Annotated in this window: 23 protein-coding genes and 3 pseudogenes; 13 read left to right on the top strand and 13 right to left on the bottom strand. The window is 61.2% G+C overall.

Annotated elements, in window-relative coordinates:
• Positions 1-15: 15 nt before the first annotated feature.
• On the bottom strand, positions 16-951 hold the full coding sequence (locus tag AB4N91_RS03555) for an iron-sulfur-binding ferredoxin reductase (RefSeq protein ID WP_102594723.1): 936 nt from the start codon (positions 949-951) through the stop codon (positions 16-18).
• On the bottom strand, positions 944-2,050 hold the full coding sequence (locus tag AB4N91_RS03550; RefSeq protein ID WP_145309188.1) for a GGDEF domain-containing protein: 1,107 nt from the start codon (positions 2,048-2,050) through the stop codon (positions 944-946). The genes AB4N91_RS03555 and AB4N91_RS03550 overlap by 8 nt, the downstream gene beginning before the upstream one ends.
• A gap of 570 nt (positions 2,051-2,620) precedes the next feature.
• Between AB4N91_RS03550 and AB4N91_RS03545 the strand changes: the two genes are divergently transcribed.
• The 8 genes and pseudogenes from AB4N91_RS03545 (at position 2,621) to AB4N91_RS03510 (ending at position 10,771) form a co-directional block, all read left to right on the top strand.
• The gene (locus AB4N91_RS03545; RefSeq protein ID WP_010457560.1) at positions 2,621-4,144 is read left to right on the top strand and encodes a fumarate hydratase; all 1,524 of its coding nucleotides are present in this window, start codon (positions 2,621-2,623) and stop codon (positions 4,142-4,144) included.
• A 161-nt stretch (positions 4,145-4,305) separates the two neighbouring features.
• Positions 4,306-6,072: a sensor histidine kinase gene (locus tag AB4N91_RS03540; RefSeq protein ID WP_042932628.1), complete on the top strand. Its 1,767-nt coding sequence runs from the start codon at positions 4,306-4,308 to the stop codon at positions 6,070-6,072.
• The gene (locus AB4N91_RS03535) at positions 6,066-7,391 is read left to right on the top strand and encodes a sigma-54-dependent transcriptional regulator (protein WP_102688722.1); all 1,326 of its coding nucleotides are present in this window, start codon (positions 6,066-6,068) and stop codon (positions 7,389-7,391) included. Before AB4N91_RS03540 ends, AB4N91_RS03535 begins: the two co-directional genes overlap by 7 nt.
• Positions 7,392-7,512: 121 nt before the next feature.
• Positions 7,513-7,713: pseudogene (locus AB4N91_RS03530) on the top strand (helix-turn-helix domain-containing protein); the annotation flags it as partial.
• A 121-nt stretch (positions 7,714-7,834) separates the two neighbouring features.
• Positions 7,835-8,035 (top strand): annotated as a pseudogene (locus AB4N91_RS03525) (helix-turn-helix domain-containing protein); the annotation flags it as partial.
• A gap of 121 nt (positions 8,036-8,156) precedes the next feature.
• Positions 8,157-8,357, top strand: a pseudogene (locus AB4N91_RS03520) (helix-turn-helix domain-containing protein); the annotation flags it as partial.
• Positions 8,358-8,668: 311 nt separating this feature from the next.
• Positions 8,669-9,988: an MFS transporter gene (locus tag AB4N91_RS03515; RefSeq protein WP_010457563.1), complete on the top strand. Its 1,320-nt coding sequence runs from the start codon at positions 8,669-8,671 to the stop codon at positions 9,986-9,988.
• A gap of 153 nt (positions 9,989-10,141) precedes the next feature.
• Entirely contained in the window at positions 10,142-10,771 is a 630-nt protein-coding gene (locus tag AB4N91_RS03510) for a flavin reductase family protein (RefSeq protein ID WP_010457564.1), read from the top strand.
• On the opposite strand, the gene AB4N91_RS03505 is transcribed toward AB4N91_RS03510, so the two are convergent.
• Positions 10,772-11,005 carry a hypothetical protein gene (locus tag AB4N91_RS03505; protein ID WP_077750449.1) on the bottom strand — a complete coding sequence of 78 codons (234 nt, stop codon included), beginning with the start codon at positions 11,003-11,005 and terminating at the stop codon, positions 10,772-10,774. It lies immediately after the preceding gene.
• Between the two features lie 41 nt (positions 11,006-11,046).
• A complete protein-coding gene (locus tag AB4N91_RS03500; RefSeq protein WP_077750448.1) occupies positions 11,047-11,400 on the bottom strand; it encodes a putative quinol monooxygenase in 354 nt (117 codons plus the stop codon).
• 335 nt (positions 11,401-11,735) lie between these two features.
• Here AB4N91_RS03500 and AB4N91_RS03495 point away from each other — a divergent pair, with 335 nt between their 5' ends.
• On the top strand, positions 11,736-12,665 hold the full coding sequence (locus tag AB4N91_RS03495; RefSeq protein WP_460112129.1) for an AraC family transcriptional regulator: 930 nt from the start codon (positions 11,736-11,738) through the stop codon (positions 12,663-12,665).
• A gap of 153 nt (positions 12,666-12,818) precedes the next feature.
• On the opposite strand, the gene AB4N91_RS03490 is transcribed toward AB4N91_RS03495, so the two are convergent.
• The 6 genes from AB4N91_RS03490 to AB4N91_RS03465 all read right to left on the bottom strand — a co-directional run bounded on the left by AB4N91_RS03490 (position 12,819) and on the right by AB4N91_RS03465 (position 20,241).
• Complete coding sequence (locus tag AB4N91_RS03490; protein ID WP_010457573.1) at positions 12,819-13,874, bottom strand: ABC transporter ATP-binding protein; 1,056 nt, start codon at positions 13,872-13,874, stop codon at positions 12,819-12,821.
• A gap of 15 nt (positions 13,875-13,889) precedes the next feature.
• A complete protein-coding gene (locus AB4N91_RS03485) occupies positions 13,890-14,738 on the bottom strand; it encodes an ABC transporter permease (protein ID WP_010457574.1) in 849 nt (282 codons plus the stop codon).
• Positions 14,735-15,643: an ABC transporter permease gene (locus tag AB4N91_RS03480; RefSeq protein ID WP_010457577.1), complete on the bottom strand. Its 909-nt coding sequence runs from the start codon at positions 15,641-15,643 to the stop codon at positions 14,735-14,737. Before AB4N91_RS03480 ends, AB4N91_RS03485 begins: the two co-directional genes overlap by 4 nt.
• Positions 15,644-15,837: 194 nt before the next feature.
• Positions 15,838-16,941 carry an extracellular solute-binding protein gene (locus AB4N91_RS03475; protein WP_010457579.1) on the bottom strand — a complete coding sequence of 368 codons (1,104 nt, stop codon included), beginning with the start codon at positions 16,939-16,941 and terminating at the stop codon, positions 15,838-15,840.
• A gap of 217 nt (positions 16,942-17,158) precedes the next feature.
• Positions 17,159-18,607, bottom strand: a complete 1,449-nt coding sequence (locus AB4N91_RS03470; protein ID WP_083375872.1) for an aldehyde dehydrogenase family protein — start codon at positions 18,605-18,607, stop codon at positions 17,159-17,161.
• Positions 18,604-20,241, bottom strand: coding sequence for a 5-guanidino-2-oxopentanoate decarboxylase (locus tag AB4N91_RS03465; RefSeq protein ID WP_077750445.1), 1,638 nt, complete (start codon positions 20,239-20,241; stop codon positions 18,604-18,606). Before AB4N91_RS03465 ends, AB4N91_RS03470 begins: the two co-directional genes overlap by 4 nt.
• Positions 20,242-20,400: 159 nt before the next feature.
• Between AB4N91_RS03465 and AB4N91_RS03460 the strand changes: the two genes are divergently transcribed.
• Complete coding sequence (locus AB4N91_RS03460; protein WP_010457585.1) at positions 20,401-21,282, top strand: LysR substrate-binding domain-containing protein; 882 nt, start codon at positions 20,401-20,403, stop codon at positions 21,280-21,282.
• A 129-nt stretch (positions 21,283-21,411) separates the two neighbouring features.
• On the opposite strand, the gene AB4N91_RS03455 is transcribed toward AB4N91_RS03460, so the two are convergent.
• Together AB4N91_RS03455 and AB4N91_RS03450 are read right to left on the bottom strand one after the other, a co-directional pair.
• Positions 21,412-22,026, bottom strand: coding sequence for an NAD(P)-dependent oxidoreductase (locus AB4N91_RS03455; RefSeq protein ID WP_083375870.1), 615 nt, complete (start codon positions 22,024-22,026; stop codon positions 21,412-21,414).
• A gap of 212 nt (positions 22,027-22,238) precedes the next feature.
• Positions 22,239-23,126 carry an MBL fold metallo-hydrolase gene (locus AB4N91_RS03450; protein ID WP_169857994.1) on the bottom strand — a complete coding sequence of 296 codons (888 nt, stop codon included), beginning with the start codon at positions 23,124-23,126 and terminating at the stop codon, positions 22,239-22,241.
• Between the two features lie 115 nt (positions 23,127-23,241).
• On the opposite strand from AB4N91_RS03450, the gene AB4N91_RS03445 reads away from it, so the two are divergent.
• A complete protein-coding gene (locus AB4N91_RS03445) occupies positions 23,242-24,147 on the top strand; it encodes a LysR family transcriptional regulator (protein ID WP_460112124.1) in 906 nt (301 codons plus the stop codon).
• A gap of 355 nt (positions 24,148-24,502) precedes the next feature.
• On the top strand, positions 24,503-24,679 hold the full coding sequence (locus AB4N91_RS03440; RefSeq protein WP_010457594.1) for a hypothetical protein: 177 nt from the start codon (positions 24,503-24,505) through the stop codon (positions 24,677-24,679).
• 9 nt (positions 24,680-24,688) lie between these two features.
• Here AB4N91_RS03440 and AB4N91_RS03435 read toward each other — a convergent pair whose 3' ends face one another.
• Positions 24,689-25,585 carry a helix-turn-helix domain-containing protein gene (locus AB4N91_RS03435; protein ID WP_010457596.1) on the bottom strand — a complete coding sequence of 299 codons (897 nt, stop codon included), beginning with the start codon at positions 25,583-25,585 and terminating at the stop codon, positions 24,689-24,691.
• Between the two features lie 188 nt (positions 25,586-25,773).
• On the opposite strand from AB4N91_RS03435, the gene pobA reads away from it, so the two are divergent.
• On the top strand, positions 25,774-26,958 hold the full coding sequence (pobA, locus tag AB4N91_RS03430) for a 4-hydroxybenzoate 3-monooxygenase (protein ID WP_172962138.1): 1,185 nt from the start codon (positions 25,774-25,776) through the stop codon (positions 26,956-26,958).
• Positions 26,959-26,981: the final 23 nt, after the last annotated feature.

Genomic DNA, 26,981 nt, shown 5'->3' with positions numbered 1-26,981 from the left:
TTAAACGATCAGCGCTCAACCACGGGGAACAAAGACATCCGCCAGCAGTTGGTTGCGCGGCAGTCCGGCCAGGTACAAACGCCGGGCAAAGGCGTCGACACTGTCGGGGGCTCCGCAGACTAAGGCCAGGGTTTGCCGGGAAACAAGCCGCAGTTGCGCCAACGCTTGCGGCAACTCGGCCGGGGTCCAGCATTCAATGCTGAGGTTTTCACGCACATCGGCCATGGCTTGCAGGGGCTTGGCCAGGTAATGCTCGCTGGCGTCATGGGCGAGGTGAATGACGCGGATGGCGCCTTGGTGATCCTGACGCAACGCTTCGCGCAACACACCGAACAACGGCCCCAGTCCCGTACCGGCCGCCATCAGCCACAGTGGTCGAGTGCTCCAGTCCGGGTCATATTGCAACGCTCCGCCACGCAGTTCGCCGAGGCGGATCGGGTCGCCGATTTTCAGCTGACGGGCCGCGTCGCTGAATTCACCCCGCTGTCGACAATCGAGGTGGAACTCCAAAAAGCGGTCCTCTTCCGGCAGGCTCGCCAAGGAGTAGGGCCGTGCCACGTTGCCCGCCCACAACACCAGATGCTGCCCGGCGCTGTAGCGTAACGGTCGCTCGGTGGTCAGGCGCAACCGCAATACGCTGGCGCTCAACCAATCAACGGCGACGACTTGCGCGGGGCGGCCGTCGACGTGTGGATCGAAGGCATGCACCTGCAAGTCCTCGACCACCTGGCACTGACACGCCAGACGCCAACCTTGCTGACGCTGTTCAGCGCTCAAGGCATCGGGACGGCTGTCGCTGGGCAAGCCTTGAACGCATTGCACCAGGCACGCATGGCAACTGCCGGCGCGACAACTGTAGGGCACGGCCACGCCGTTCTGATTCAGGGCATCGAGCAGGTTGCTGCCCGGGGCCACGGACCAATGGCGCTCGCCGACGCGCAACTCAGGCATCGACGTTCTCCCACGCCGCCGCGCAGCGATTGCGCCCGTCACGCTTGGCGCGGTAGAGCGCCTGGTCGGCGCGCTGCAGGGCGTCATCGAGATCATCGCCCAGCTCCAGCAACGTCATGCCGGCGGACAAGCTGAGGTGGGCGACGTTGAGTCCGATCAACTCGACATCGGTAAAGGCGATGCGCAGCCGCTCGCAACAAGAGGTCAGGCGTTCGGCGTTGCAGTCGGGCAGCAACACCACGAACTCCTCGCCACCATAACGGGCCAGCACATCGCCCTCTCGCAGGCAGGCGGTGGCCACGCCGGCAAAGGCTTGCAGCACCTGATCGCCAGCAGCGTGGCCATGAACGTCATTGATGCGTTTGAAGTGGTCGAGGTCGATCAACGCCAGGCCATGCACCACGCCCGCCTCCATCGCGTTCAGCTCGCGAGAAGCCAGGCGCAGGAAATGCCGGCGGTTGAACAGCCCGGTCAGTTCGTCGGTGGCGACCAGGTCTTCGAGCTGGCGCATCATCCCGCGCAGGGTGTCCTGGTGCGCCTGCAAGGCAAACCGTCGTTGGCGCATACGTTGACGCGAGGCCTGGACGTAACGGGCATAAAGCTCCAGCCACACCAACACGATAAACAGCACGCACACCTGCAACGCGGCCAGCGCCGGGTCGTGCAACTGGAAGTGGTAGCCCTCCCATAGCGTGATCGCACTGAAACTGAAAAACACCAACAGGGCACAGCGCACAAACGCACGGCGCGAAAGATGGAACAGCCCGAACAACATGATCAGCAGGTAGAACACCAGGAACGCGCCGCGCGCCTCATCCAGATTGGCAATCAGCCATGTCTGCCACCCCAGGCCCATCAACACTTGTGCTTCGGTCAGGCTCGGGTCGGAAAAGCGCAGGTTGCAGCCGCTGTAAAACACCGCGAACAACGTCCCCTGGGTGATCACCACCAGCGCGCTGCCGATGGCCACGCTGGTCAGCGGCTCATCGTAATGCCCGGTGAAAAACGCCATCCACAGCAAGACCAAAGCCAGGGCGTAGGTGCCGGCTGCGAGGGCGAAGCGTTTGAGCAAAAGCCGTTGGATGGCGTTATGGGTCAATCGTTGACTCACCGTGCGAAAGGAGGCTGATCGAGTGTCCTACTCTACAGACCGAATGCCACTTTAGTGGGGTGTCTGATAAATGACCATTCAATTTTCGGGGCAGAAAACTGGCGTCAAAAGCATGTCCCTGAATGACACAAAACCTGCGGTGAGGGAGCTTGCCTGTGGCGAGGGGATTTATCCCCGTTCGACTGCGAAGCAATCGCCCATCCGACACACGGGGTATACCTGTCTCACCGAGGTGTAGCTATCGGGGGCGGCTTCGCCACCCAACGGGGCGGGGCGACGTTTCGCTAAATCCCCACACCGCAGATAAATCCGCCTGCCGCAAGATTGACTTTCGGCGGGTGTGCCCGGAACCGAGGCGCGGTATACTGCCGCGCCTTTTTAGCGTCGCGCCAGCAGCCCCGGCGTGCCCTGACTCTTCGAGCCAGCTTCAAGTTGCAAGCTCCAAGCAGCAAGCTCAAAGCAGTACACACACTGCTCTTACTTGCCGCTTGTAGCTCAAAGCTTGAAGCTGGCTCGAAGAGCTATTGAATGTTCCCGTCTTTTAGAGGAGCGCGACTCATGACCGTGATCAAGCAAGACGACCTGATTCAGAGCGTTGCCGACGCCCTGCAGTTCATTTCCTATTACCACCCCGTTGACTTCATCCAGGCGATGCACGAGGCCTACCTGCGCGAAGAATCGCCGGCAGCTCGTGATTCGATGGCGCAAATCCTGATCAACTCGCGCATGTGTGCCACCGGCCACCGCCCGATCTGCCAGGACACCGGCATCGTCACCGTCTTCGTCCGCGTGGGCATGGACGTGCGTTGGGATGGCGCCACCATGGGCCTGGACGACATGATCAACGAAGGCGTGCGCCGGGCTTACAACCTGCCGGAAAACGTCCTGCGTGCCTCGATCCTCGCCGACCCGGCGGGCGCTCGTAAAAACACCAAGGACAACACCCCGGCCGTTATCCACTACTCCATCGTTCCGGGTAACACCGTGGAAGTGGACGTGGCAGCCAAGGGCGGCGGCTCCGAGAACAAGTCGAAAATGGCCATGCTCAACCCGTCCGACTCGATCGTCGACTGGGTATTGAAGACCGTTCCGGAAATGGGCGCCGGCTGGTGCCCACCGGGCATGCTCGGCATCGGCATCGGCGGCACCGCCGAGAAAGCCGCCGTGATGGCCAAGGAAGTGTTGATGGAATCCATCGACATTCACGAGCTGAAAAAGCGCGGCCCATCCAATCGCATCGAAGAGATGCGCCTGGAACTGTTCGAGAAGGTCAACCAACTGGGCATCGGCGCCCAGGGCCTCGGTGGCCTGACCACCGTACTCGACGTGAAGATCATGGATTACCCGACCCACGCCGCTTCGCTGCCGGTGTGCATGATCCCGAACTGCGCCGCCACCCGTCACGCGCACTTCGTATTGGATGGCTCCGGCCCGGCGACCCTGGAAGCGCCACCGCTGGACGCCTACCCGGAAATCGTCTGGGAAGCCGGCCCGTCGGCCCGTCGCGTCAACCTCGACACCCTGACCCCGGAAGACGTGCAGAGCTGGAAGCCGGGCGAAACCGTCCTGCTCAACGGCAAGATGCTCACCGGTCGCGACGCCGCGCACAAGCGCATGGTCGAGATGCTGAACAAAGGTGAAACCCTGCCGGTCGATCTGAAAGGTCGCTTCATCTACTACGTCGGCCCGGTTGATCCGGTGCGCGAAGAAGTGGTGGGCCCTGCCGGTCCGACCACCGCCACGCGGATGGACAAGTTCACCCGTCAGATCCTCGAGCAAACCGGCCTGTTGGGCATGATCGGCAAATCCGAGCGCGGCCCGACCGCGATCGAAGCGATCAAGGACCACAAAGCCGTGTACCTGATGGCAGTGGGCGGCGCGGCTTACCTGGTGGCGCAAGCGATCAAGAAATCCCGTGTCGTGGCATTCGCCGAACTGGGCATGGAAGCGATCTACGAGTTCGACGTCAAAGACATGCCGGTGACTGTTGCAGTAGACAGCAAGGGCGAGTCGGTACACATCACCGGTCCTGCCATCTGGCAGAAAAAGATCAGTGAAAGCTTGGCGGTCGAAGTGCAATAAGCGCGTCGACGACGAAAAAAAAGGCGACAGGAGCTATGCTCTTGCCGCCTTTTTTATTTGCTTTATATATCTATGTCAAAAGGCGGTGGATTTCAGCGTGGGAATGCTTAACACCGTCGTGATATGGTTCGCGCCCTCCGCACACTTGTGTAATCCCCGGCATGCTTGAGTCTTCTCGCTCTTTGCGCATAACTCTATACACCCTCCTTATCTTCGTCGGTGCCGCACTGGCGGCCGGAATTGCCCTGCGTCACACCGAACGCCAAGCGCTGGTCGAGGACGCTGCGCGGGCCAATCAGCAACTGGCGCTCTACGCCAATTCCCTGCACACCCTGATTGATCGCTACCGCGCCCTGCCCGCCGTGCTGGCGCTGGACCCGGAGTTGCGCGCCGCGCTCAACGGTCAGGTCACGGCGGAACAACAGGACGCGTTGAACCGCAAACTGGAAAAAATCAACGGCGCCGCGCAGTCCTCGACCCTGGAACTGCTCGACCGCACCGGCCTCGCCGTGGCGGCCAGCAATTGGCGTTTGCCCAGCAGTTACGTCGGCCACAACTATGGTTTTCGCCCCTACTTCAGCCAGACCCGCACCCAGGGCACCGGGCGCTTTTACGCGGTGGGGGTGACCAGCGGCATTCCGGGCTATTTCCTGTCCAGCGCGGTCACCAGCGACAGCGGCGAGTTCCTCGGCGCGATGGTGGTGAAGCTTGAGTTTCCGGAACTGGAACGCGAATGGCGTCAGGGCAGCGACACGCTGCTGGTCAGCGACGCACGCGGCATTATCTTCATCGCCAACCAGCCGGGCTGGCGCTACCGCTCGTTGAAACCCTTGAGCGACAGCGATCACGCCGAGCTCAAGGCCACCCGCCAATACGACAAACAACCGCTGACCCCGCTGGACTACCAATCGCTGCAGCGCTTTGACGACAACAGCGATCTGACGCGGGTCGTCGGGCCTGACGGCACGGCCAATTACCTCTGGGAATCGCTGCCGCTGAGCACGGAAGGCTGGACCCTGCACCTGCTGCGCCGCCCGCACGTCGCCTTCGAAGACAGCCGCAACGCCGCACTCGCCGCTGCCGGGCTGTGGCTGGCGCTGGTGTTTCTGTTGCTGTTCCTCAACCAGCGCTGGCGCCTGGCGAAAATGCGCCAGCGCAGCCGTGAAGAACTCGAACAATTGGTCGAAGAGCGCACCCGCGACCTGCGCACGGCTCAGGACGGTCTGGTGCAATCGGCCAAACTCGCGGCCCTCGGCCAGATGTCCGCCGCCCTCGCCCATGAAATCAACCAGCCACTGACCGCCCAGCGCATGCAACTGGCCACCTTGCGTCTGCTGCTCGATCACGGTCGGGTCGACGATGCCTACAAGGCGTTGAAACCGGTGGACGACATGCTGACGCGCATGGCCGCCCTCACCGGCCACCTGAAAACCTTCGCCCGCAAAAGCCCCAGCGGCTTGCGCGAACGTCTGGACCTGGCGGCGGTGGTGGACCAATCGCTGCAATTGCTCGACGCGCGCCTGCGTGATGAGCAGGTCAGCACCGTGCTGCACCTGACGCGCCCGGCGTGGGTGCGCGGCGATGCGATTCGTCTGGAACAGGTGTTGATCAATCTGCTGCGCAATGCCTTGGACGCGATGCAGGACAAACCCTGCAAACGCCTGGAAATCCGCCTCGAAGCCGACGAGCAACTCTGGCGCCTGACCGTCACCGACAATGGCGGCGGCATCGCCGAAGAGCATCTGCCGAACGTGTTCGATCCGTTCTTCACCACCAAACCGGTGGGTGATGGCCTGGGCCTTGGCTTGGCGGTATCGTTTGCCATCGTGCACGAATCGGGCGGTCGCCTGAGCGCCGACAATCATGCCAACGGCGCCGTGTTCACCGTGACTTTACCCATCGACCTGGAGGCCCACAGTCCATGCTGAATTCCGTGATGGTGGTCGACGACGAAAGCAGCATTCGCAGCGCCGTCGAGCAATGGCTGAGCCTGTCGGGTTTCGAGGTGCAACTGTTCAGCCGCGCCGATGAGTGCCTGGCGCAATTGCCGGGGCACTTCCCGGGCGTGATCCTCAGCGACGTGCGCATGCCCGGCATGACCGGCCTTGAGTTGCTGGCCGAGGTTCAGCGTCGTGATGCCGACTTGCCGGTGATTCTGCTGACCGGCCATGGCGATGTGCCGATGGCGGTCGAAGCCATGCGCGATGGTGCCTACGACTTTCTGGAAAAACCCTTTAGCCCGGAAACCCTGCTGAGCAGCTTGCGCAGGGCGCTGGACAAGCGCCGGCTGGTGCTGGAAAACCGCGCCTTGCATGAGTTGGCCGACAACCGCGCCAAACTCGACGCGACGCTACTGGGCGTGTCACGCGGCTTGCAGACGTTGCGCCGACAGGTGCTGGATCTGGCGACGCTGCCGGTCAACGTGTTGATCCGTGGTGAAACCGGCAGCGGCAAAGAGTTGGTCGCCCGCTGCCTGCACGACTTCGGGCCGCGCGCGGACAAACCGTTCGTGGCGCTCAATTGCGCGGCGATTCCCGAGCAGCTGTTCGAGGCGGAATTGTTCGGCCATGAGAGCGGCGCGTTCACCGGTGCCTCGGGTAAACGTATCGGCAAGCTTGAATACGCCGATGGCGGCACGCTGTTTCTCGATGAAATCGAAAGCATGCCCCTGGCCCAGCAGGTGAAATTGCTGCGGGTGTTGCAGGAGCAGAAGCTTGAGCGACTGGGGTCGAATCAGAGCATTCGCGTGGATCTGCGGATCATCGCCGCGACCAAGCCTGATCTGCTGGATGAGGCACGGGCCGGGCGTTTTCGCGAGGACCTTGCGTATCGCTTGAACGTCGCTGAGTTGCGCCTGCCGCCCTTGCGCGAGCGGCGTGAAGACATTCCGTTGCTGTTCGAGTCGTTTGCGCAGAAGGCCGCCGAGCGGTTGGGACGGACTTTTCCACCATTGAGCGGCCCGCAGTTGAGCCATCTGCTGAGCCACGACTGGCCGGGCAATGTGCGCGAATTGGCAAACGTGGCCGAACGTCAGGTGCTGGGGCTGGGCGAGCCGGAACCGGCCGGCATCGATCCCGGCCAGTCGCTGGCGGCGCAGGCCGAAGCGTTCGAAGCGCATTGCCTGCGCGCGGCGCTGACCCGGCACAAGGGCGACGTGAAAGCGGTACTTGAAGAACTGCAACTGCCGCGCCGGACCTTCAATGAAAAGATGCAGCGGCATGGGCTGACTCGGGAGATGTTCTCGTAGTGCCTGAACGGCCCCCTTCGCGGGCAAGCCTCGCTCCTACAGGGTTTGCGTCGTTTGCAATATTGTCGAGCAACACAAATACCGTAGGAGCGAGGCTTGCCCGCGAAAAGGCCAATGCAAGGGCGAGCCGGAACCGGCCGGCATCGATCCCGGCCAGTCGCTGGCGGCGCAGGCCGAAGCGTTCGAAGCGCATTGCCTGCGCGCGGCGCTGACCCGGCACAAGGGCGACGTGAAAGCGGTACTTGAAGAACTGCAACTGCCGCGCCGGACCTTCAATGAAAAAATGCAGCGGCATGGGTTGAGTCGGGAGATGTTCTCGTAGTGCCTGAACGGCCCCCTTCGCGGGCAAGCCTTGCTCCTACAGGGTTTGCGTCGTTTGCAATATTGTCGAGCAACACAAATACCGTAGGAGCGAGGCTTGCCCGCGAAAAGGCCAATGCAAGGGCGAGCCGGAACCGGTCGGCATCGATCCCGGCCAGTCGCTGGCGGCGCAGGCCGAAGCGTTCGAAGCGCATTACCTGCGCGCGGCGTTGACCCGGCACAAGGGCGACGTGAAAGCGGTACTTGAAGAACTGCAACTGCCGCGCCGGACCTTCAATGAAAAGATGCAGCGGCATGGGCTGACTCGGGAGATGTTCTCGTAGTGCCTGAACGGCCCCCTTCGCGGGCAAGCCTCGCTCCTACAGGGTTTGCGTCGTTTGCAATATTGTCGAGCAACACAAATACCGTAGGAGCGAGGCTTGCCCGCGAAGAGGCCAATGCAAGGGCGAGCCGGAACCGGTCGGCATCGATCCCGGCCAGTCGCTGGCGGCGCAGGCCGAAGCGTTCGAAGCGCATTGCCTGCGCGCGGCGCTGACCCGGCACAAGGGCGACGTGAAAGCGGTACTTGAAGAACTGCAACTGCCGCGCCGGACCTTCAATGAAAAGATGCAGCGGCATGGGCTGACTCGGGAGATGTTCTCGTAGTGCCTGAACGGCCCCCTTCGCGGGCAAGCCTCGCTCCTACAGGGTTTGCGTCGTTTGCAATATTGTCGAGCGACACAAATACCGTAGGAGCGAGGCTTGCCCGCGAAGAGGCCAATGCAAACAACGCACATCCACGAGCCTGATAAGCAATTTTCCGCTCACGCCCAGCCCGGCATAAGCGGATTTCCGCTCACCCAATCCCCGCAACCCCTCTAAACCAGCCCTCCTTGATCTGGCACACCTTCTGCTATAGCCCATGCAGGCTGCGTTTCAACGCGCTCCACAAAAACAATTAAACGAAGGATCCTTCAATGGATAACTCCAACGCCCTGCCCCTTGGGTCGGCTGCCGTGCCCGCCAAAGAAAGAACCACCGCCAGTCGCATCAAGTCGATCTTCAGCGGCTCTGTCGGCAACATGGTCGAGTGGTACGACTGGTACGTCTACGCTGCCTTCTCCCTGTATTTCGCCAAGGCCTTTTTTCCCAAAGGCGACACCACCGCACAACTGCTCAACACCGCCGCGATCTTCGCCGTGGGCTTCCTGATGCGCCCGATCGGTGGCTGGCTGATGGGCCTGTACGCCGACAAGGCCGGTCGCAAGAAAGCATTGATGGCTTCGGTGTACCTGATGTGTTTCGGCTCGCTGCTGATTGCCCTGAGCCCCGGTTATGAAACCATCGGCATCGGCGCACCGATCCTGCTGATTTTCGCCCGCCTGCTGCAAGGCCTGTCGGTCGGTGGCGAGTACGGCACCTCGGCCACCTACCTCAGCGAGATGGCGACCAAGGATCGTCGCGGCTTCTACTCCAGCTTCCAGTACGTGACCCTGATTTCGGGTCAGCTCATCGCCTTGGCGGTGTTGATCGTGCTGCAACAAGTCCTGACCACCGAAGAGCTGTACGCCTGGGGCTGGCGCATCCCGTTCGCCATCGGCGCGCTGTGTGCCGTGGTCGCGCTGTACCTGCGTCGTGGCATGGAAGAAACCGAGTCGTTCACCAAGAAAGAAAAGGCCAAGGAAAGCGCAATGCGCACCTTGATGCGCCACCCCAAGGAACTGATGACCGTGGTCGGCCTGACCATGGGCGGCACCCTGGCGTTCTACACCTACACCACGTACATGCAGAAATACCTGGTGAACACCGTCGGCATGAGCATCTCCGACTCCACCACCATTTCCGCCGCCACGCTGTTCCTGTTCATGTGCCTGCAACCGATCATCGGCGGCTTGTCGGATAAGGTCGGTCGTCGTCCGATCCTGATCGCCTTCGGCGTGCTCGGGACGTTGTTCACCGTGCCGATCCTGACCACCCTGCACACCATTCAATCCTGGTGGGGTGCGTTCTTCCTGATCATGGCGGCGCTGATCATCGTCAGCGGCTACACCTCGATCAACGCGGTGGTGAAGGCCGAACTGTTCCCGACCGAAATCCGTGCACTGGGCGTCGGCCTGCCGTATGCGCTGACCGTATCGATCTTCGGCGGCACCGCTGAATACATCGCACTGTGGTTCAAGAGCATCGGCATGGAAACCGGTTACTACTGGTACGTGACGGCGTGTATTGCCGTGTCGTTGCTGGTGTACATCACCATGAAAGACACCCGCAAGCATTCGCGGATCGAGACGGACTGAGTCAGCCCGCGCAATAAAAACAGGGGCAGACCTTAACGGGTCTGCCCCTTTTGTTTGCAACCGACACAAAACCCGTATTTGAATCTCATCGCTGGAAATTATCCGTTCGTCCTTGCACCATGACCGCCTCCCGATCCTCCCGGAATATATGCCATGCCCGACGACATCCACTTCTACGAACCCGCCAACGGCCACGGCCTGCCGCATGACCCGTTCAACGCCATCGTCGGCCCGCGCCCTATCGGCTGGATTTCCTCACAGGACGCCAACGGCCGCTTGAACCTGGCGCCTTACAGCTTCTTCAACGCCTTCAATTACATTCCGCCGATCATCGGGTTTTCCAGCGTCGGCCGTAAAGACAGCCTGAACAACATCGAGCAGACCGGCGAGTTCGCCTGGAACCTGGCCACCCGGCCACTGGCCGAGCAGATGAACCAGAGCTGCGCCATGGTCCCGCCCGAGGTCAACGAGTTCGAGCTGTCTGGCCTGACCCCGGTCGCCTCGAAAGTCATTCAAGTGCCACGGGTCGCCGAAAGCCCGGTGTCCTTCGAGTGCAAGGTCACGCAGATCATTCAGTTGCAGCGGGCGGACGGGAACGTGGTGCCGAGCTGGCTGATTCTGGGCGAAGTGGTCGCCGTGCATATCGCCAAGTGGCTGTTGAAAGACGGGGTGTACGACACCGCCGCGGCAGAACCGATTCTGCGCGGCGGCGGGCCAGCGGATTACTTTCAGCTGGGGCCAGAGGCATTGTTCAAAATGTGGCGCCCGGGGGCGGTCAAGTGATTACCAGAGCAGCCCGCCCTCTTCGTCGACGCCCTTGAGGTGAGTCAACTGCATCGCGGCGGCTTCGTCCGCCGAGGTAGCGGTGGTGAATGTCTGGTCTTCCAATAGTTTGTTGAAGCGCGGCGCACCGGAACCGCCGATGGCTTTGGTGGCTATCGCCGCGAAATAACCGCCACCCTCACGGGGCATTACAGCGGATACAGCTTCGAAATGATCAAAGGCTTTACGTGCCATGTCGCGGATCCTGGCTGATTGAGAATGCAGCCATTAAACCCTCAACCCGCCATTTTGTGTACCCACGACCCGGACTGCCCCCGCGCCTGGTCGGCCGACACGTCCTTGAAGGTATGAAAATCCAGGCTGTTGACCACCAACTCCTGCACCAGCTCGGCGAAAATCTCCATCGCCGGGGTGCCGAAATAGGCCGTCATCGCTTGCTGGTTCGTCCAGAAACCGGACACCAGCCACAACTCCGGATCGCATTGCGAATGCTGCAGGGAAAAACTCAGGCAACCCGGCGCGCTGCGGGACGGCTCGATCAAGGCGCTCAGGCGCGCACCGAGTTCTGCCGAACGCCCGGCGCGGGCACGAACAAAAGCCATGTGACTGACGGGGATCTGCGTAGACATGTTCAACCCTCCCAGGGAGTCGAGTGGCAGCCGGGGGACGGGCTGCGACAGGATCAAAGGTTAAGCGCGCAGGGGAAAGCGCGGTTAGTCGATTCCTGCCGGCTTGTTGCACAATCCTGCGCGGCGTTTCGATAAACCTGTAACAACCTGTAAAAGCGTTCGTACCAACAAAACTCGGCTTTCAAGCAAGTTTCCCTGAGTTGCAGCAGCCATAGAGGCACCGCTGATCCACTCGATGCAGAATCAGGCAAGCTTGAGGCAGGATGTGTCTACCGCTCTGTCTTGCACAAACTTAAGCTGGCCTCATTACCAACGCCTCAACGAGGATGCCCGGCATGTCGTCGTTCGATCACTTTCAAGCCCCGCTGGATGCCGACATGGAGAAACAGCGCGCTGAACTGGCCACTATCATCCGGCGCAACACCACGGACGATGGCACTTATGCCACTGCCGTCGGCTCGCTGTTCATGTCCAAACACTGCAAGTCCCATGAATTTGCCCCGGTGCTGGCGCAACCCGCGCTGTGCATCATGGCGCAGGGGCGAAAAGAGGTCAGGCTGGCCGACGAATACTTTAATTACGACCCGCTGAATTACCTGGTGGTGTCGGTTTCGATGCCGTTGAGCGGGCGGGTGGTGAACGTCACGTCGCAAGAACCGATTCTCGCGGTGCGACTGGATATTGATCCGGCTGAAATCACCGCGCTGATTGCCGACGCCGGCCCTTTGGGCGTACCGACCCGTCCCACCGGACGCGGCTTATATGTCGAACGGATCGATACGGCGATGCTCGACGCGGTGTTGCGTCTGGCGCGTTTGCTCGATACCCCGAAAGACATCGCCATGCTCGCACCGCTGGTTCGCCGGGAGATTCTTTATCGGTTGTTGCGCAGTCAGCAGGGCCATCGGCTGTATGAGATTGCGATTGCCAATAGCCAGAGCCACCGCATCAGCCAGGCGATCAAGTGGCTTAACGGCAACTATGAGCAACCGCTGCGCATCGATGATCTGGCGAAGGAAGTGAACCTGAGCGTCTCGACGTTGCATCACCGGTTCAAGGCGATGACGGCGATGAGTCCGCTGCAGTATCAGAAGCAACTGCGCTTGCAGGAAGCGCGGCGGTTGATGCTGGCCGAAGGGCTGGAGGCTTCGGCGGCGGGGTATCGGGTGGGGTATGAAAGCCCATCGCAATTCAGCCGGGAATATAGCCGGTTGTTTGGGGCACCGCCGTTAAGGGATCTGGCGCGGTTGCGGTTGTCGGTTTGATCTTGTTTTTGCGGTAATTTTGCCGGCCCCATCGCGAGCAGGCTCGCTCCCACATTTGATCTGGGGTGTTCACAAATTCTGTGTTCACAGGAGATCCACTGTGGGAGCGAGCCTGCTCGCGATGGGGCCAGTACAGCCAACCCAATTCTAGTGTCAGGCGCCGAGTACGCGGCACGCCTCAGCCGGCAAGGTCACCGACACCGGGTTGCCAATGCTCAACCCAAACCCCTGACACGGCGTGCTCAGCGCCGTAAATGAAACCCCGGAACACTCCACCGTCGTTTCAATCGTCGCGCCGATGTCGCGCACGAACGTCACCGTACCGAGCAACCGATTTCCCGCCGTGGCCTGCGGGTGCGACAGTTGCAGGTCTTCAGGACGAATCAGCATCTTCACCTTCTCCCCCACCACAATGCTGCTGCAAATCGGCACTTCCAGCGCGGCGCCCCCCGGCAACCCGACCTTGCCGTTGCCCAGCGCCGTGGCGGGGAAGATGTTGCCCGAGCCGATAAAGTCGGCGACAAATTCGTTGGCCGGGTGCCGGTAGATTTCAATCGGCGACCCCACCTGCTGCACCCGATGCTCACCCAGCACTACCACGATATCGGCCATGGTCATGGCTTCACGCTGGTCGTGGGTCACCATGATCGTGGTGATATTCAGGCGTTGCTGCAACTGACGGATTTCCACCTGCATCGATTCGCGCAACTTGGCGTCGAGCGCCGACAGCGGTTCATCCAGCAGGAGGATTTTCGGGTGGTTGGCAATCGCCCGGGCAATCGCCACGCGCTGGCGTTGACCGCCGGAGAGTTTGGCCACCGGGCGATCAATCATCTCGCTCAGCTGAATCAATTCCAGCAACTCCACCACCCGCGCCTGCTGATCAGCCTTGCTGACCCCGCGCAGTTTCAGCGGATAGGCGATGTTCTCCCCCACCGTCATGTGCGGGAACAGCGCCAGGGACTGGAACACCATGCCGAAGTTGCGCTGATGCGCCGGGGTGTGGCCGATGTCTTCACCGTCCAGGCGAATTTCGCCGCCGCTCAGGGTCTCAAGCCCGGCGATCATCCGCAGCAGGGTGGTTTTACCGCAGCCCGACGGGCCGAGGAAACACACCAGTTTGCCTTCCGGCAAATGCAGGTTTACATCCTTTACCGCGCAGGCCGAGCCGTAATGTTTCTCGACGTTTTCCAGAATCAGACCAGACATAAATCACCTCAAGAATCAGAACGAAACGCCACCTTCACCGACCAGCTTCTCCAGCGCCCAGATCAGGACGAAGTCGATCAGCACGATCAGCACGGCAAACGAAAATACGGTGGGGTCGAGCGACGACACGGTGCGGCTGTACATCCAGATCGGCACGGTCATCACATCGATGGTGTAGAGGAAATAGGTCACGGTGAATTCGTTGAACGAGACGATGAACGCCAGCAGCATGCCCGCCAGAATCCCCGACTTCATCAACGGCACCACCACATCGATGATCGCCCGCAGCGGTGAAGCGCCAAGCATTTGCGCGGCCTCTTCGACTTCGCTGCCGATGGAGAGCATCGCGGCGGTGCAGTTCTTCACCACGAACGGCAGGGCCAGGATCACGTGGGCAATCACCAGCCGCGAGGTGGTCATCTGGAACGGCAGGCTGTCGAACACCAGCAGCAATGCCAGGCCCAACACCACCATCGGAAACACCAGCGGCAGCGACATCAGTTGCAGCGCCACGGCCTTGCCACGGAACTCGCAACGGGTCAGCGCGTAAGCCGCCGGCACCGCCACAATGGTGGCGAAGACCATGGTCAGGCACGCCACCATCAGGCTGGTGGTCATGGCTTTGCCCAGGCTCAGCACATCGCTGGCATCAGGCGACACAAAGGTGTGCCAGGCCGCCTTGTACCATTGCAGGCTGTAACTGCTCGGCGGGAAGTCGAGGTTCGATGCGCCGCTGAACGACATGACGATCATGGTCAGGATCGGCAACACCGCCAGCAGCAGGATGAAGCCAGAGAGAATGCCGGCAAACTTGCCGGTCTCACCGGGCAGCAGCCCATAACGTTTCTTGGTCAACGTGCTCATTGGGAAGCCTCCAGCATGCGCCGACGACGGCCAGTGATGAATTCGGACAAGGTCATGATCGCCAGCGTGGTGACAATCAGCACCACACCGGCAGCGGACGCGGCGGGCCAGTTCATCAGCGGGGCGATCTGGTCATGCACCATCACCGCCAGCATCGGCACGCGCCGACCGCCGAGCAACAACGGCACCACAAAACTGCTGGCGTTGTAGGCAAACACCAACGTCGCGCCGGTGATGATCCCCGGCATGCTCATCGGCAGCACCACCTGGCGGAACACCTGGAAGCGACTTGCCCCCAGGGTGGCGGCGGCTTCTTCGTAAGTGCGGGCGACGCCGCGCATGGCGCTGGCAATCGGCAGCACGGCCAACGGGAACGCGGTTTGCACCAGGCCCATCAACACGCCGTTCTGGTTGTAGAGCAGCATGATCGGTCGCTTGATCAGGCCCAGGCCCATCAGTGCCTGATTGAGCATGCCGCCAGGGCCGAGAATCACCAGCCAGCCGTAGCTTTGCAGCAGCAGGTTGACCAGCAACGGCAGCAGCACCGCCGCGAGGAAGATCCGTCGCACGAACGGCGAGGTCAGGCGCGACATGGTGTAGGCCACCGGGATCGCCAGCAACACCGCGATCACCGCGCTGATCAGCGCCAGACGCAGGGTCAGCAGCAAGGATTTGAGGTAATAGGGTTCGAGCAATTGGGCATAACTGGCCAGGCTGAACCCGGTCCACTCTGCGCCTTTGGTGCCCACGCTCATGCGCAGTACCAGCAGGCTGGCGGCAATCAGCACGCCCAGAAACAGCATCGAGGGCGAGAGGAAAAACCACGCACGCGCCGTCGGCGAAACACCCCGATTGGCACGCACGGGAGCGGCGGCGACCGGATGAGTCAGAGGTTGGTGTTCCATAGCAAAGGTCTCGTCAATGGAAAGCAGCTGACAAACACAGGACCTCAGACCACTCCGCCCCCTTGTAGGAGTGAGCCTGCTCGCGATGGCGGTCTATCAGCCGACACAATCGTTGGATGTCGGTCCGCATTCGCGAGCAGGCTCGCTCCCACAGGGGATCTTCAGTGGTTGAAGATCTTGTGTTCGCCACTCAATCAGGAAGAAAAGATTTCCGTGTAACGACGAATCCATTGGTCATGCACGGAGGCCAGGAAGGCGTTGTCGTGCATGATCGCCTTCTCGGCAATCTGCTCCGGCGTGAGGATGTAAGGGCTCTTGCGCGCTTCGGCGGAGATGATCGCCTTGGCGTTGACCGGGCCGTTGTAGATGTCCTCGGCCATCTTGCCCTGCACCAGCGGGTCCAGAGAGTGGTTGATGAAGGCGTAGGTCAGGTCGGTATCGCCTGGACGGTTCTTCGGCATCACCGAGAGCATCAGGTCGGTGTAGAAACCTTCCTTCATCCCGAACGTAGCGCCCAGGCCGTAGGCCGGATCGCGGATCTGTTTCGGGAAGAACGCCGGTGCGTACAGGCCGCCCATGTCCAGGGAACCGGTGCGGAACAATTCGGCGATCTGGTTCGGGTTTTCACCCAGGGTGACCACACGGTCTTTCAGCTCGGCAAGTTTCTTGAAGCCCGGCTCAATGTTGTGCTCGTCACCCCCGGCCAGTTTGGCGGCGATGATGATCAGGTCCATCGCTTCGGTCCAGTTCGGCGGCGGCAGGAAGATGTTCGGCGACAGCTCGGCGTCCCACAGGGCGGCGTAACTGTCCGGTGCTTCCTTGATGGTGCGGGTGCTGTAGACGAGGCTGTTGCACCACAGCAGGTAACCGATGCCGTGACCGTTAGCGCCGGTACGGTATTTCTCCGGTACGTCGACCAGGTTGGGAATGCGGTTGAGGTCTGGTTTTTCCAGCAGATTGGCTGCTGCCAGACCTTCGGCGCCGACGCCGGCCAGGGTGATGATGTCGTACTGCGGACGATCACCGGCGGCCTTGAGTTTGGCGACCATTTCCGAGGTGCTGCCGGTGCGGTCAGCGATGACCTTGCAACCATATTTGTCTTCGAAGGTGGCCGCGATGTTACGCAGTGCAGCCAGGCCGGTGTCGTCGGACCAGGTCAACAGGCGCAGGGTCTTGCCCTGGAAGCGCGTGTCGCTGGCATTGGCCTTGACGAAGGGCAAACTCATGGCCGCCGCAGCTACGGACGCCACGCCCACGGTTTTGATGAATTGACGTCTGTTCAGATCATGTTCGCCCATTACGGACTCCCTTTGTTTTTGTAGGTATAAGGCAGGTCGAAACTGTTGCATCCGCGCAGCCGGATCAGCGTTTTCCCTCGTATTTTCGGGGGTTTGGCTGAACCAGTGAGTTCATCCTGAGGTCGTGCAAAACACCTGACTATCGATAAAAACTCATCGAAGCCATGACACCAGTGCATGCCTCGATACGAGGCATGCACTCACCTGTTTCGTGCCTTCAGACGGCGCGAATCACGTGTTTGATTTCCTGGAAAGCCTGCAAGCCCCACGGCCCCAATTCGCGGCCGATGCTGCTCTGTTTGTAGCCACCCCAAGCGGTCTGCGGGAAGATCACTTGCGGCGCGTTGATCCACACCAGCCCCGCCTGCAAGGCGTTGGCGACCCGATCCGCGGCTTCGTTGTCGCGAGTCACCACGCTGGCCACCAAACCAAACTGGCTGTCGTTGGCCAGGGCAATCGCTTCGGCTTCTGTGGCGAAACTGCGCACGCAGATCACCGGGCCGAAAATCTCTTCACACCACAACGCACTGCCCTGGGGCACTTCGGTGAAAATCGTCGGCTGCAAAAAATAGCCGCGGGGCAGGTCTGCAGGGCGATTACCGCCGCTAACCAGCTTGGCCCCGGCGCTCAAACCGCGATCGATGTGGCCCAGCACACGCTGGTATTGCGCCTGATTGACCAGCGCGCCCATTTCCACGTTCGGGTCGAACGGGTCGGCGACGCGAATGGCTTCGGCGCGGGCCTTCAATCGGATGAGGAACTCATCTGCCAATTCATCAGCGACCAGCACGCGGCTGGTGGCGGAGCACATTTGCCCGGCGTTGAAGAAACCGCCGCCACAGGCCACTTCCACCGCCAGTTCGATGTCGGCGTCAGCGAGCACCAGCAGCGAAGATTTGCCGCCCAGTTCCAGGCTCACGCCTTTGACGGTTTCCGCCGCACGTTGCATGACCTGCACACCGACCGCATTGCTGCCGGTGAAGGAAATTTTGGCGATGCGCGGGTCGGCCGACAGCGGCGCGCCGACGGCCAGGCCCGTGCCGCAGACCAGGTTGAACACGCCATCCGGCAAGCCGGCCTCAGCGACGATCGCCGCCAGTTCCAGCTCGGGCAACGGCGTGACTTCGGACGGTTTGAGCACCACGCAGCAACCGGCCGCCAGGGCTGGGGCGAGTTTCCAGGCCGTGGTGACCATCGGGAAATTCCACGGCACGATCAGGCCGACCACGCCGCACGGTTCACGGCGCACGCGAGCGCTGAAATCGTCGGTGGGCAGCTCGACGTTGCTGTCTTGTCTGGCATCGAGGCCTTCGGCGAGACCGGCGTAGTACTCGAACGTCGCGATCACGTCATCGACGTCGATGGCGGCCTCGAACAGCGGCTTGCCGTTGTTGCTCGACTGCAACTTCATCAAGTGGTCGCGCCCGGCCTGCACGCCGGCGGCGATTCTGCGCAGGATCGCGCCGCGTTCGGCACCGGTGGTTTTCGACCATTCGCCGAACGCCTGGGTGGCGGCGGTGACCGCTTGATCGACGGCTTTTTCATCGCCGCCATTCACGGTGGTCAACAGGGCTTCGGTCGCCGGGTTGATCACGCGCAGATGTTCGTTGCCAGCCGACCATTGGCCGTTGATGTACAGGCCGTCCAGAGTGGTAGGGAAACTCATTTCGACACCGCCTTCATCCACTGGGTCTGATCGATTTCAATCAGGGTCGGGCCCTGACGGTCGGCGGCGCTGCGCAAGGCGCTGCGCAGTTGTTCAACACCGTTGACCGCTTCCGCCGCACAGCCCAGCGCCTTGGCCACACCGATGAAGTCCGGGGTGTAGATGTCCACGCCCACCGGTTCGATGGCGCGGTTGACCATGTATTTCTTGATCTCTTCGTAGCCCTGGTTATTCCACAGCAGGACGATCACCGGGGTGCGCGCTTCAACGGCGCTGGCCAGTTCCGGCAGGGTGAATTGCAGGCCGCCGTCACCGATCAGGCACACCACCGGAGGACGCGCGCCGTTTTCAAGGCTGCCACCGAGCCAGGCGCCGATTGCCGCCGGCAAGGCGTAACCGAGGGTGCCGTAACCGGTGGACGAATTGAACCAGCGACGCGGGCGTTCCGGGTTGAAGGTCAGGTTGCCGGTGTACACCGGTTGGGTCGAATCGCCGACGAACACTGCGTCCGGCAATTCGTGCAACACGGTTTCGAGGAAGCGGGTCTGGGCCAGGGTCGGGGCGTCCCAGGTGGCGGCGAGGTCGTCACGCAGACGGGCAGCGCGGACTTGTCCCCAATCGTTGCGACGCTCGGCCAGCGAGTGCTTGGACAGTTCACTGAGCAAGGCTTGCGCGGCGTTACGCGAGTCCGCCACCAGGGCGACTTTCGGCGGGTAATTGCGCACGGTCTGGTCGGGGTCGATGTCCACGCGCAGCAGCACGCCGGGAATCTCGAAACCGCCGGCAAACGTGACGTCGTAATCGGTCTCGGCCAGTTCGGTGCCGATGGCCAGCACCACGTCGGCCTCGGCGACCAAGGCACGGGTCGCAACCAGGCTCTGGGTCGAACCGATCAGCAGCGGGTGACTGGATTCGAGCATGCCTTTGGCATTGATGGTCAGGGCCACGGGTGCGTCCAGCCGTTCGGCCAACTCGGTCAACTCGGCGGCGGCATCAATGGCACCGCCACCCGCGAGAATCAGTGGGCGCTTGGCGCCGGCCAGCAGCGCGGTCATGCGGCTGATGGCGCTTGGCGAGGCGCCAGCACGGTCGATGTTCACTGGCAGGCTGGCGAGCAGGTCGTCGGCTTCTTCGACCAGCACGTCCAGCGGAATTTCGATGTGAACCGGGCGTGGACGGCCGGCCTGGAACAGAGCAAAGGCGCGGGCCAATACGCCAGGCAATTCAGCTGCCGACATCAAGGTGTGGGAGAACGCCGCCACGCCGCCGACCAAGGCGCTCTGGTTCGGCAGCTCGTGGAGCTTGCCGCGACCACCGCCCAACTGGCTGCGCGATTGCACGCTGGAAATCACCAGCATCGGGATCGAATCGGCGTAGGCCTGGCCCATGGCGGTGGTGATGTTGGTCATGCCAGGGCCGGTAATGATGAAGCACACACCCGGTTTGCCACTGGTGCGCGCATAACCGTCGGCCATGAAACCGGCGCCCTGTTCGTGACGCGGCGTGACGTGGTTGATGCTCGAACGGGCCAGCCCGCGATACAGCTCCACGGTATGAACCCCGGGAATGCCGAACACCTGCTCGACCCCGTAATCTTCGAGTAACTTGACCAATACTTCGCCGCACGTCGCCATGTCTTTGCCCTTTTTGTTCGTTTGAGACGCCGGGCCTGCGCAGTGTTTATGATGCGTGGGCAGGTCCAGGGATGGCCTCATTGGAACGGGCGACACGTAGCCGCAACAATGGATAAAAAGTCATACTAGCCATGTCCTCACGTCATACCTTGGATCCAAATGAAACGATTGCCTCCCCTGCCGGCGCTGCACACTTTTCTGATTACCGCGCAGTGCTGCAACTTCACTCGGGCCGCCGAACAGCTCTACATCACCCAAGGCGCGGTGAGCCGGCAGATCGCCGGGCTGGAAGAACATCTGGGTTATGAGTTGTTTATCCGCCAGGCCCGGGGCTTGAGCCTGACCGCTGAAGGACGCGAGTGGCTGCCACGGGTGCAGCAGATTTTCGGCTTGATCGACGAGGCGGTGGAACAGATCGGCGAGAAGCGCGAAACCCTGCAACTCAAGGCCCCGACGTGCGTGATGCGCTGGTTGTTGCCGCGCCTGGTGCAGTGGCAAAGGGAGCGTCCGGATGTGCCGGTCGAACTGACCACCACGGTGAAACACGGCGTGGATTTTCATCGCGAGCAGTTCGATGCGGCGGTGATCTATGGCGTACCGCCGGAGACATCACTGGCGTCCCATCGGCTGTTCGATGAGCAACTGACGCCAGTCTGCTCCCGGCCGTACCTCGAGGGGCCGGTGCCGTTGCAGGCGCCGGAGGATCTGGAACAACACATGCTGTTGCACCCGACCCGCGATGAACGCGACTGGAAAGCCTGGCTGGCCAGCGCCGATATTCGCTTGAGCAATGTCGGCAAGGGCCAGCATTTCGAAACCCTGGACCTGGCGATGTCGATGGCGTCCCAAGGAACTGGCGTGGCGATTGGGGACTGGTCGTTGATTGGCGACGACCTGAGCGCTGGGCGACTGGTCATGCCGTTTGAATTGAAGGTGAAGACAGGGTTGGCGTATTACCTGGTGTTCCCGGAAAAACCCGGGCCTTCGCCGAAGTTGCGCGAGTTGTTGGGGTGGTTGGTGGAGCAGGCTCAGTCACGCTGAGCCCCGAAGACTTGGCGCATAACCCTGTGGGAGCGAGCCTGCTCGCGATAGCAGTGGGTCAGTCGGCATATTTGTTGAATGACCCACCGCTATCGCGAGCAGGCTCGCTCCCACAGGTTTTTCAGTGACTCAATAACCGACGGTGAACCGCTGCCGCGAATGCTTCGGCGCTTCCACTTCATCGATCAGCGCAATCGCGTAATCGGCGAACGAAATCCAGCTCCGCCCTTCGCTGCTCACCAGCAAATCATCCTTGCCCACCCGAAACGCCCCGGTGCGCTCACCTTCGACGAATTCCGCCGACGGGGACAGAAAGGTCCAGTCCAGATCCTGTTCCTCACGCAGGTTTTCCAGAAACAAAGCCCCAGCGCTCGCCTCAGCCTTGTACTCCTCAGGAAAGCCCTTGCTGTCGATCACTCGAGTGCCGTCCGGCAGCAACAGCGAACCCGCACCGCCCACCACCAGCAGGCGTTTCACCCCGGCCTTTTTCACCGGCCCGATCACCGCGCTGGCGGGAAGGGTCGCGAAGTGCGCCGCGCTGATGACCACGTCATGACCAGCGACGGCCGCCTGCAACGCTTGGGCATCAAGGGCATCGACGTTCCTGGTAACCACACCGGCACGCGGGCTGATCTTCGAGGTGTCGCGGGCAATGGCCGTGACGCTATGACCCCGACGCAGGGCTTCTTCCAGCAATTGGCTGCCGGCACGGCCGGTGGCACCGATGATTGCGATTTTGCTCATGACGTTCTCCAGTTGGCTTGAGTACACGCGTATTCGTTTGGCATCCAACATTGTGGCGAGGGAGCTTGCTCCCGTTCGGCTGCGCAGCAGTCGTAAAACCTGAGAGTGCGCTGTGGCTCAAACACTGCGTGGGAGCGCTTCGCACTGGAGCGCCAGCCCGGTCCAGCGGGAGCAAGCTCCCTCGCCACAGTTAATCCACTCGCCACATAAACTCATTCACCCCACTTCATCTCGCCCTTGGCGACTTTCGCGCTCAGCTCCAGCGAGCTGTCTTCGCCCAAAGTCGGGAAGCGTTTTTTCATGGCGGCGATCAGCGCGGCGGCGTCTTTGGCCTTTGGGGTTTCTTCGTCAAAGGCCTTGATGTAATCGGCAGTAAACTGCACCGCGGCCAGCGAACGGGCGCTCTCACCGAGGTAATGACCCGGCACGATGGTTTTCGGTTTCAAGGTTTCGATGGCATGTAGCGTAGCCAACCAATCGGTGTGGGATTGCGCGGTCTGGGTGTCGGCCATCCACACGTGGATGTTTTCGGCGACGACCACGCCACCGACCACGGCCTTGATCGACGGGATCCACACAAAGGTCCGGTCCGGCTGCTTGCCGTCCAGGCCCACCACCTGCAACTTCTGCCCTTCAAGCATCAGGCTGTCACCCTTGAGTACGCCCGGCACGATGGTTTTGGCCGGCACGTCGGCGCCCATTTTCGGGCCCCAGAACGCCAGTTTGCCGTCGACGGTGTGCTTGATGTGATCCACGGTCGGCTGCGAGGCCAGCACTTTGGCGTTCGGGAAGGCGGCGGTCAGGGTGTCGAGGCCGAAGTAGTAATCCGGGTCACCGTGGCTGATGTAGATGGTGGTCAGTTGCTTGCCGCTGGCGCGGATTTTCTCGACCACCTGTTCGGCCTGGGACTTGCCGAATTGCGCGTCGACCAGAATCGCTTCTTTCTCACCGCTGACCAGAACCGAGGTCACCGGGAAGATTGCCTTGTCGCCCGGGTTATATACGTCCAGGGTCAGGGTCGATGCCGCAGCCGCGTGGGCCGCGAAGCCAAGGGTGGCGGTGGCCAGCAAAAAGCGCTTGAGAGAGGTGAAGCCGATCATCTGTTGCTCCGTTGTCCAAATGCCGTGTCTGGCGATGGGGACAGAGCTTAGTTGCATGACTCAGTACAAAAAATGCGATGCTTGAACATAGTTTGTTTCTGAAAGCGGGCAAATCATGGATCGTCTACAAGCAATGCGAGTGTTCGTCTCAGTGGTCGACCTCGGCAGCCAGTCGGCCGCCGCCGATCATCTGGACCTGTCACGGCCGGTGGTATCGCGTTATCTGGCCGAGCTGGAAGATTGGGTCGGCGCGCGTTTGATGCACCGCACCACGCGCAAATTGAGCCTGACCGCCGCCGGCAGCGAGATTCTGCCCCGGTGTCGGCAGATGCTCGACCTGTCCACCGACATGCAAGCCGCTGTCAGCGAGCCGGACGAGGCGCCACGTGGCCTGCTGCGCATCAGCGTCAGCACCTCGTTCGGCCAGGCGCAATTGGCGGATGCCATGGCGGCTTTCGTCAAAAGGTACCCCGGTGTCAGCATCGACATGCAGATGCTGGACCGCACGGTGAACCTGGTGGATGAACGCATCGACCTGGCGATCCGCACCAGCAACGACCTTGACCCGAACCTGATCGCCCGGCGGCTGACCGTCTGCCGCTCGGTGATCTGCGCCTCCCCTGCTTACCTGAGCGAACACCCGACACCGCAGCGGGTCGAGGACTTGAGCCAGCACAACTGCCTGACCCACTCCTACTTCGGCAAAAGCCTCTGGCATTTCGAGGAGAACGGCGAGCCGGTGTCGGTGCCAGTGCAAGGCAACATCAGCGCCAACGAAGCCAGCACATTGCTGCGCGCAACCATGGCCGGTGCGGGGGTGGCAATGCTGCCCAGTTATCAGGCGGGTGTGCATATCCACAGCGGCGAGCTGATCCGCCTGCTGCCACACGCCGAGCCCCGGCAGATGAACGTGTACGCGGTGTACGCCTCACGCAAGCACATGCCGGCGGCGCTGCGCAGCATGCTGGATTTTCTGGTGCTCAGGTTTCCCGAAGAACCGGCATGGGATATCGGCCTGTAATCGCATCCATTTGTGGGAGCGAGCCTGCTCACGATGACGGTCTGAAATCTGACATCTTTGTTGCCTGGCACTCCGCTATCGCGATCAGGCTCGCTCCCACAGTTTGATTGGTGATACCGCAGCCTTTGCCCTCGACTCCACTCCCCTTGTGGGAGCGAGCCTGCTCGCGATGACGGTCCGACATTCAACATCTCTGTTGCCTGGCACTCCGCTATCGCGAGCAGGCTCGCTCCCACAGGGGGGTATCAGTGTTCTGAATGTCGGGGTACATACAAAAGCCCTGTCACTGGCAACTCACTCCCGCTGACCTATGCTCAAAGTAATACCGGAGGGTATTCGTTCAGAGGTCAACGCCATGAACACCAAAACAAGAAGATACCTCGCCATTTTCGTCACCTGCGCGGCGACGCTGGCGCTGTATGGCACCGCCGCCTGGCGTGTCGAGCAGTTGCGACAACTGCCCCGCGACTACGCGAGTTGTAACTTCGAGCGCTGCATTCCCCACAACGCGACCCTCAATGCCCTTCGGTAACGAAGGCGGTCAGGCCTCGTTGTCCTGATCGGCCTTCAAGCGGTCGCGAAAAGCCTTGGGCGAGATCCCTACCCGACGCCGGAACAGGCGTGTGAAGTTGGTCGGATCGGAAAACCCCAACACGTCGGACATTTCGTAAATGGTCATGCTGGTGTAGGTCAGCAAGCGCTTGGCTTCCAGCAACTGTCGCTCGTGCATGATCTGCAACGCCGGTTGCCCCGCCAGCTCACGACAGGTGCCGTTGAGGTGCGACACGGAGATCCCCAGCCGATGCGCCAGGTCCTCGACCTTGACGTGCTGACGGTAGGTCTCTTCCACCAGCTGGATAAAACCGTTGAGGTACTCCCGGGCACGGTGCGGACGCTGACTGGCAGCGCGGCGCGAAATCACCTGGCGGCTGACCCACACCATGATCACGCTGACCAGCGAATGCATGAGCATTTCACGCGCAGGCTGGTGCCCGGTGTATTCCTCTTGCAGCGCTGAAAACAGGCTGTTGAGGTAATCGCTGTCCTTGCCCGCCGGGTAACTTTCGGCTTGGGCCAACGCGTTCACCGAATTGCCCAGTTGCGCCTGAAGATGGGCAATCAATGGCGCGGCCAGGGTCACGACGAACCCTTCGACGTCCTCGGAAAACCGGTAACCATGCACCGATAACGGCGGCAGGATCAGGATCGCCGGTTCGGTCAGCTCCGTGTGTTTGCCTTCGATTTCAAGCTCTGCCTGACCTTTGAATACGAAGAGCAACTGGCACAAATCAGCGTGACGATGGGGTTTGATTTCCCATTGATGTTCGCGGCTGCGTTTGGAAATGGTTTCACAGTGCAGCAAGTCGGGGGTCGGCCAGTCCAGGCTTTCACCGTAGAGCTTGAACACTGGAATCGAAGGTAGGTCAGGCTTGTTCATCACTTCAATCCAGGCCTCAGAGGGTTACGGGCGATAATCGCACCGATTGGCAGAATGTACAGGTATCGGCTCAGTTTTCACCTTCAATTGACAGACCCGCAAGGGAAAAATGCAAGCACTCGATCCATAAAAATCATTCACCGGCCGTGGTCGCGTGAAGCTTGCGAGTCATAAAAACAATGAAAACGCTGAAAACCCAAATCGCCATCATTGGCGCCGGCCCCTCCGGTTTGCTGCTCGGCCAATTGCTGCATAACGCCGGAATCGACACCCTGATCCTTGAACGACAGACCCCCGACTATGTGCTCGGCCGAATCCGCGCCGGTGTCCTCGAACAAGGCATGGTAGAGCTTTTGCGTCAGGCCGGGGTGGGTCAGCGCATGGATGCCGAAGGGCTGGTCCATGGCGGTTTCGAGCTGGCCCTCGACGGACGCCGGGTACACATCGATCTGCAAGCCCTGACCGGTGGCAAAACCGTGATGATCTACGGTCAGACCGAAGTCACCCGGGACCTGATGGCCGCTCGTCGGGAGGCTGGCGCGCAGACGATTTACCAGGCCGGCAACGTCGTACCGCACGCAATGAAAACCGCAGAACCGTTCGTGACGTTTGAGAAGGATGGCGAGACCTGGCGCCTAGATTGCGACTACATCGCCGGGTGCGACGGTTTCCATGGCGTGGCGCGACAGTCGATTCCTGCCGAATGCCTGAAGGTCTTCGAGCGGGTCTATCCATTCGGCTGGCTCGGGATTCTCGCTGATACGCCGCCGGTCCATGACGAACTGGTCTACGCCCGCCACGAACGCGGTTTTGCCTTGTGCAGCATGCGTTCGGCAACCCGCACGCGTTACTACCTTCAGGTGCCGGCCGACGAGAAGGTCGAGGCCTGGTCGGATGAGCGCTTTTGGGAGGAGCTCAAATCGCGCCTGCCTGCGGCGCTGGCCGATACTCTTGTGACCGGGCCGTCCATCGAAAAAAGCATCGCGCCCCTGCGCAGTTTTGTGGTCGAACCGATGCAGTATGGGCGGATGTTCCTGGTCGGCGACGCGGCGCACATCGTCCCGCCCACTGGCGCCAAAGGCCTGAACCTGGCGGCCAGCGACGTCAGCACCTTGTTCACCATTTTGCAAAAGGTGTACACCGAGGGACGCCTCGATCTGCTGGAGAAATACTCTGAGATCTGCCTGCGCCGGGTCTGGAAAGCCGAACGGTTTTCCTGGTGGATGACGTCGATGCTGCACCGCTTCGATGATCACGACGCCTTCAGCCAGCGCATCTGCGAGTCAGAGCTGGACTACTTCGTACACTCCGAGGCCGGTCGAAAAACCATTGCAGAAAATTACGTCGGGCTTCCTTATGAGGCTATCGAATAGCCTCCTACCGACTTACACTGGCG

Source organism: Pseudomonas sp. H3_D04 (assembly GCF_054669175.1).
The sequence above is the reverse complement of the archived record's forward strand: the minus strand, read 5'-3'. Positions and strand labels throughout refer to the sequence as shown.

Bases quoted from the DNA above. Each gene is read 5' to 3' on its own strand.
- AB4N91_RS03515 (WP_010457563.1), top strand. From the start codon at position 8,669: ATGGATAACTCCAACGCCCTGCCCCTTGGGTCGGCTGCCGTGCCCGCC.
- AB4N91_RS03535 (WP_102688722.1), top strand. From the start codon at position 6,066: ATGCTGAATTCCGTGATGGTGGTCGACGACGAAAGCAGCATTCGCAGC.
- AB4N91_RS03555 (WP_102594723.1), bottom strand. From the start codon at position 951: ATGCCTGAGTTGCGCGTCGGCGAGCGCCATTGGTCCGTGGCCCCGGGC.
- AB4N91_RS03470 (WP_083375872.1), bottom strand. From the start codon at position 18,607: ATGAGTTTCCCTACCACTCTGGACGGCCTGTACATCAACGGCCAATGG.
- AB4N91_RS03480 (WP_010457577.1), bottom strand. From the start codon at position 15,643: ATGGAACACCAACCTCTGACTCATCCGGTCGCCGCCGCTCCCGTGCGT.
- AB4N91_RS03465 (WP_077750445.1), bottom strand. From the start codon at position 20,241: ATGGCGACGTGCGGCGAAGTATTGGTCAAGTTACTCGAAGATTACGGG.
- AB4N91_RS03540 (WP_042932628.1), top strand. From the start codon at position 4,306: ATGCTTGAGTCTTCTCGCTCTTTGCGCATAACTCTATACACCCTCCTT.
- AB4N91_RS03500 (WP_077750448.1), bottom strand. From the start codon at position 11,400: ATGTCTACGCAGATCCCCGTCAGTCACATGGCTTTTGTTCGTGCCCGC.
- AB4N91_RS03450 (WP_169857994.1), bottom strand. From the start codon at position 23,126: ATGATCGGCTTCACCTCTCTCAAGCGCTTTTTGCTGGCCACCGCCACC.
- AB4N91_RS03505 (WP_077750449.1), bottom strand. From the start codon at position 11,005: ATGGCACGTAAAGCCTTTGATCATTTCGAAGCTGTATCCGCTGTAATG.
- AB4N91_RS03545 (WP_010457560.1), top strand. From the start codon at position 2,621: ATGACCGTGATCAAGCAAGACGACCTGATTCAGAGCGTTGCCGACGCC.
- AB4N91_RS03435 (WP_010457596.1), bottom strand. From the start codon at position 25,585: ATGAACAAGCCTGACCTACCTTCGATTCCAGTGTTCAAGCTCTACGGT.
- AB4N91_RS03440 (WP_010457594.1), top strand. From the start codon at position 24,503: ATGAACACCAAAACAAGAAGATACCTCGCCATTTTCGTCACCTGCGCG.
- AB4N91_RS03510 (WP_010457564.1), top strand. From the start codon at position 10,142: ATGCCCGACGACATCCACTTCTACGAACCCGCCAACGGCCACGGCCTG.
- AB4N91_RS03460 (WP_010457585.1), top strand. From the start codon at position 20,401: ATGAAACGATTGCCTCCCCTGCCGGCGCTGCACACTTTTCTGATTACC.
- AB4N91_RS03495 (WP_460112129.1), top strand. From the start codon at position 11,736: ATGTCGTCGTTCGATCACTTTCAAGCCCCGCTGGATGCCGACATGGAG.
- AB4N91_RS03475 (WP_010457579.1), bottom strand. From the start codon at position 16,941: ATGGGCGAACATGATCTGAACAGACGTCAATTCATCAAAACCGTGGGC.
- AB4N91_RS03485 (WP_010457574.1), bottom strand. From the start codon at position 14,738: ATGAGCACGTTGACCAAGAAACGTTATGGGCTGCTGCCCGGTGAGACC.
- AB4N91_RS03455 (WP_083375870.1), bottom strand. From the start codon at position 22,026: ATGAGCAAAATCGCAATCATCGGTGCCACCGGCCGTGCCGGCAGCCAA.
- AB4N91_RS03445 (WP_460112124.1), top strand. From the start codon at position 23,242: ATGGATCGTCTACAAGCAATGCGAGTGTTCGTCTCAGTGGTCGACCTC.
- AB4N91_RS03490 (WP_010457573.1), bottom strand. From the start codon at position 13,874: ATGTCTGGTCTGATTCTGGAAAACGTCGAGAAACATTACGGCTCGGCC.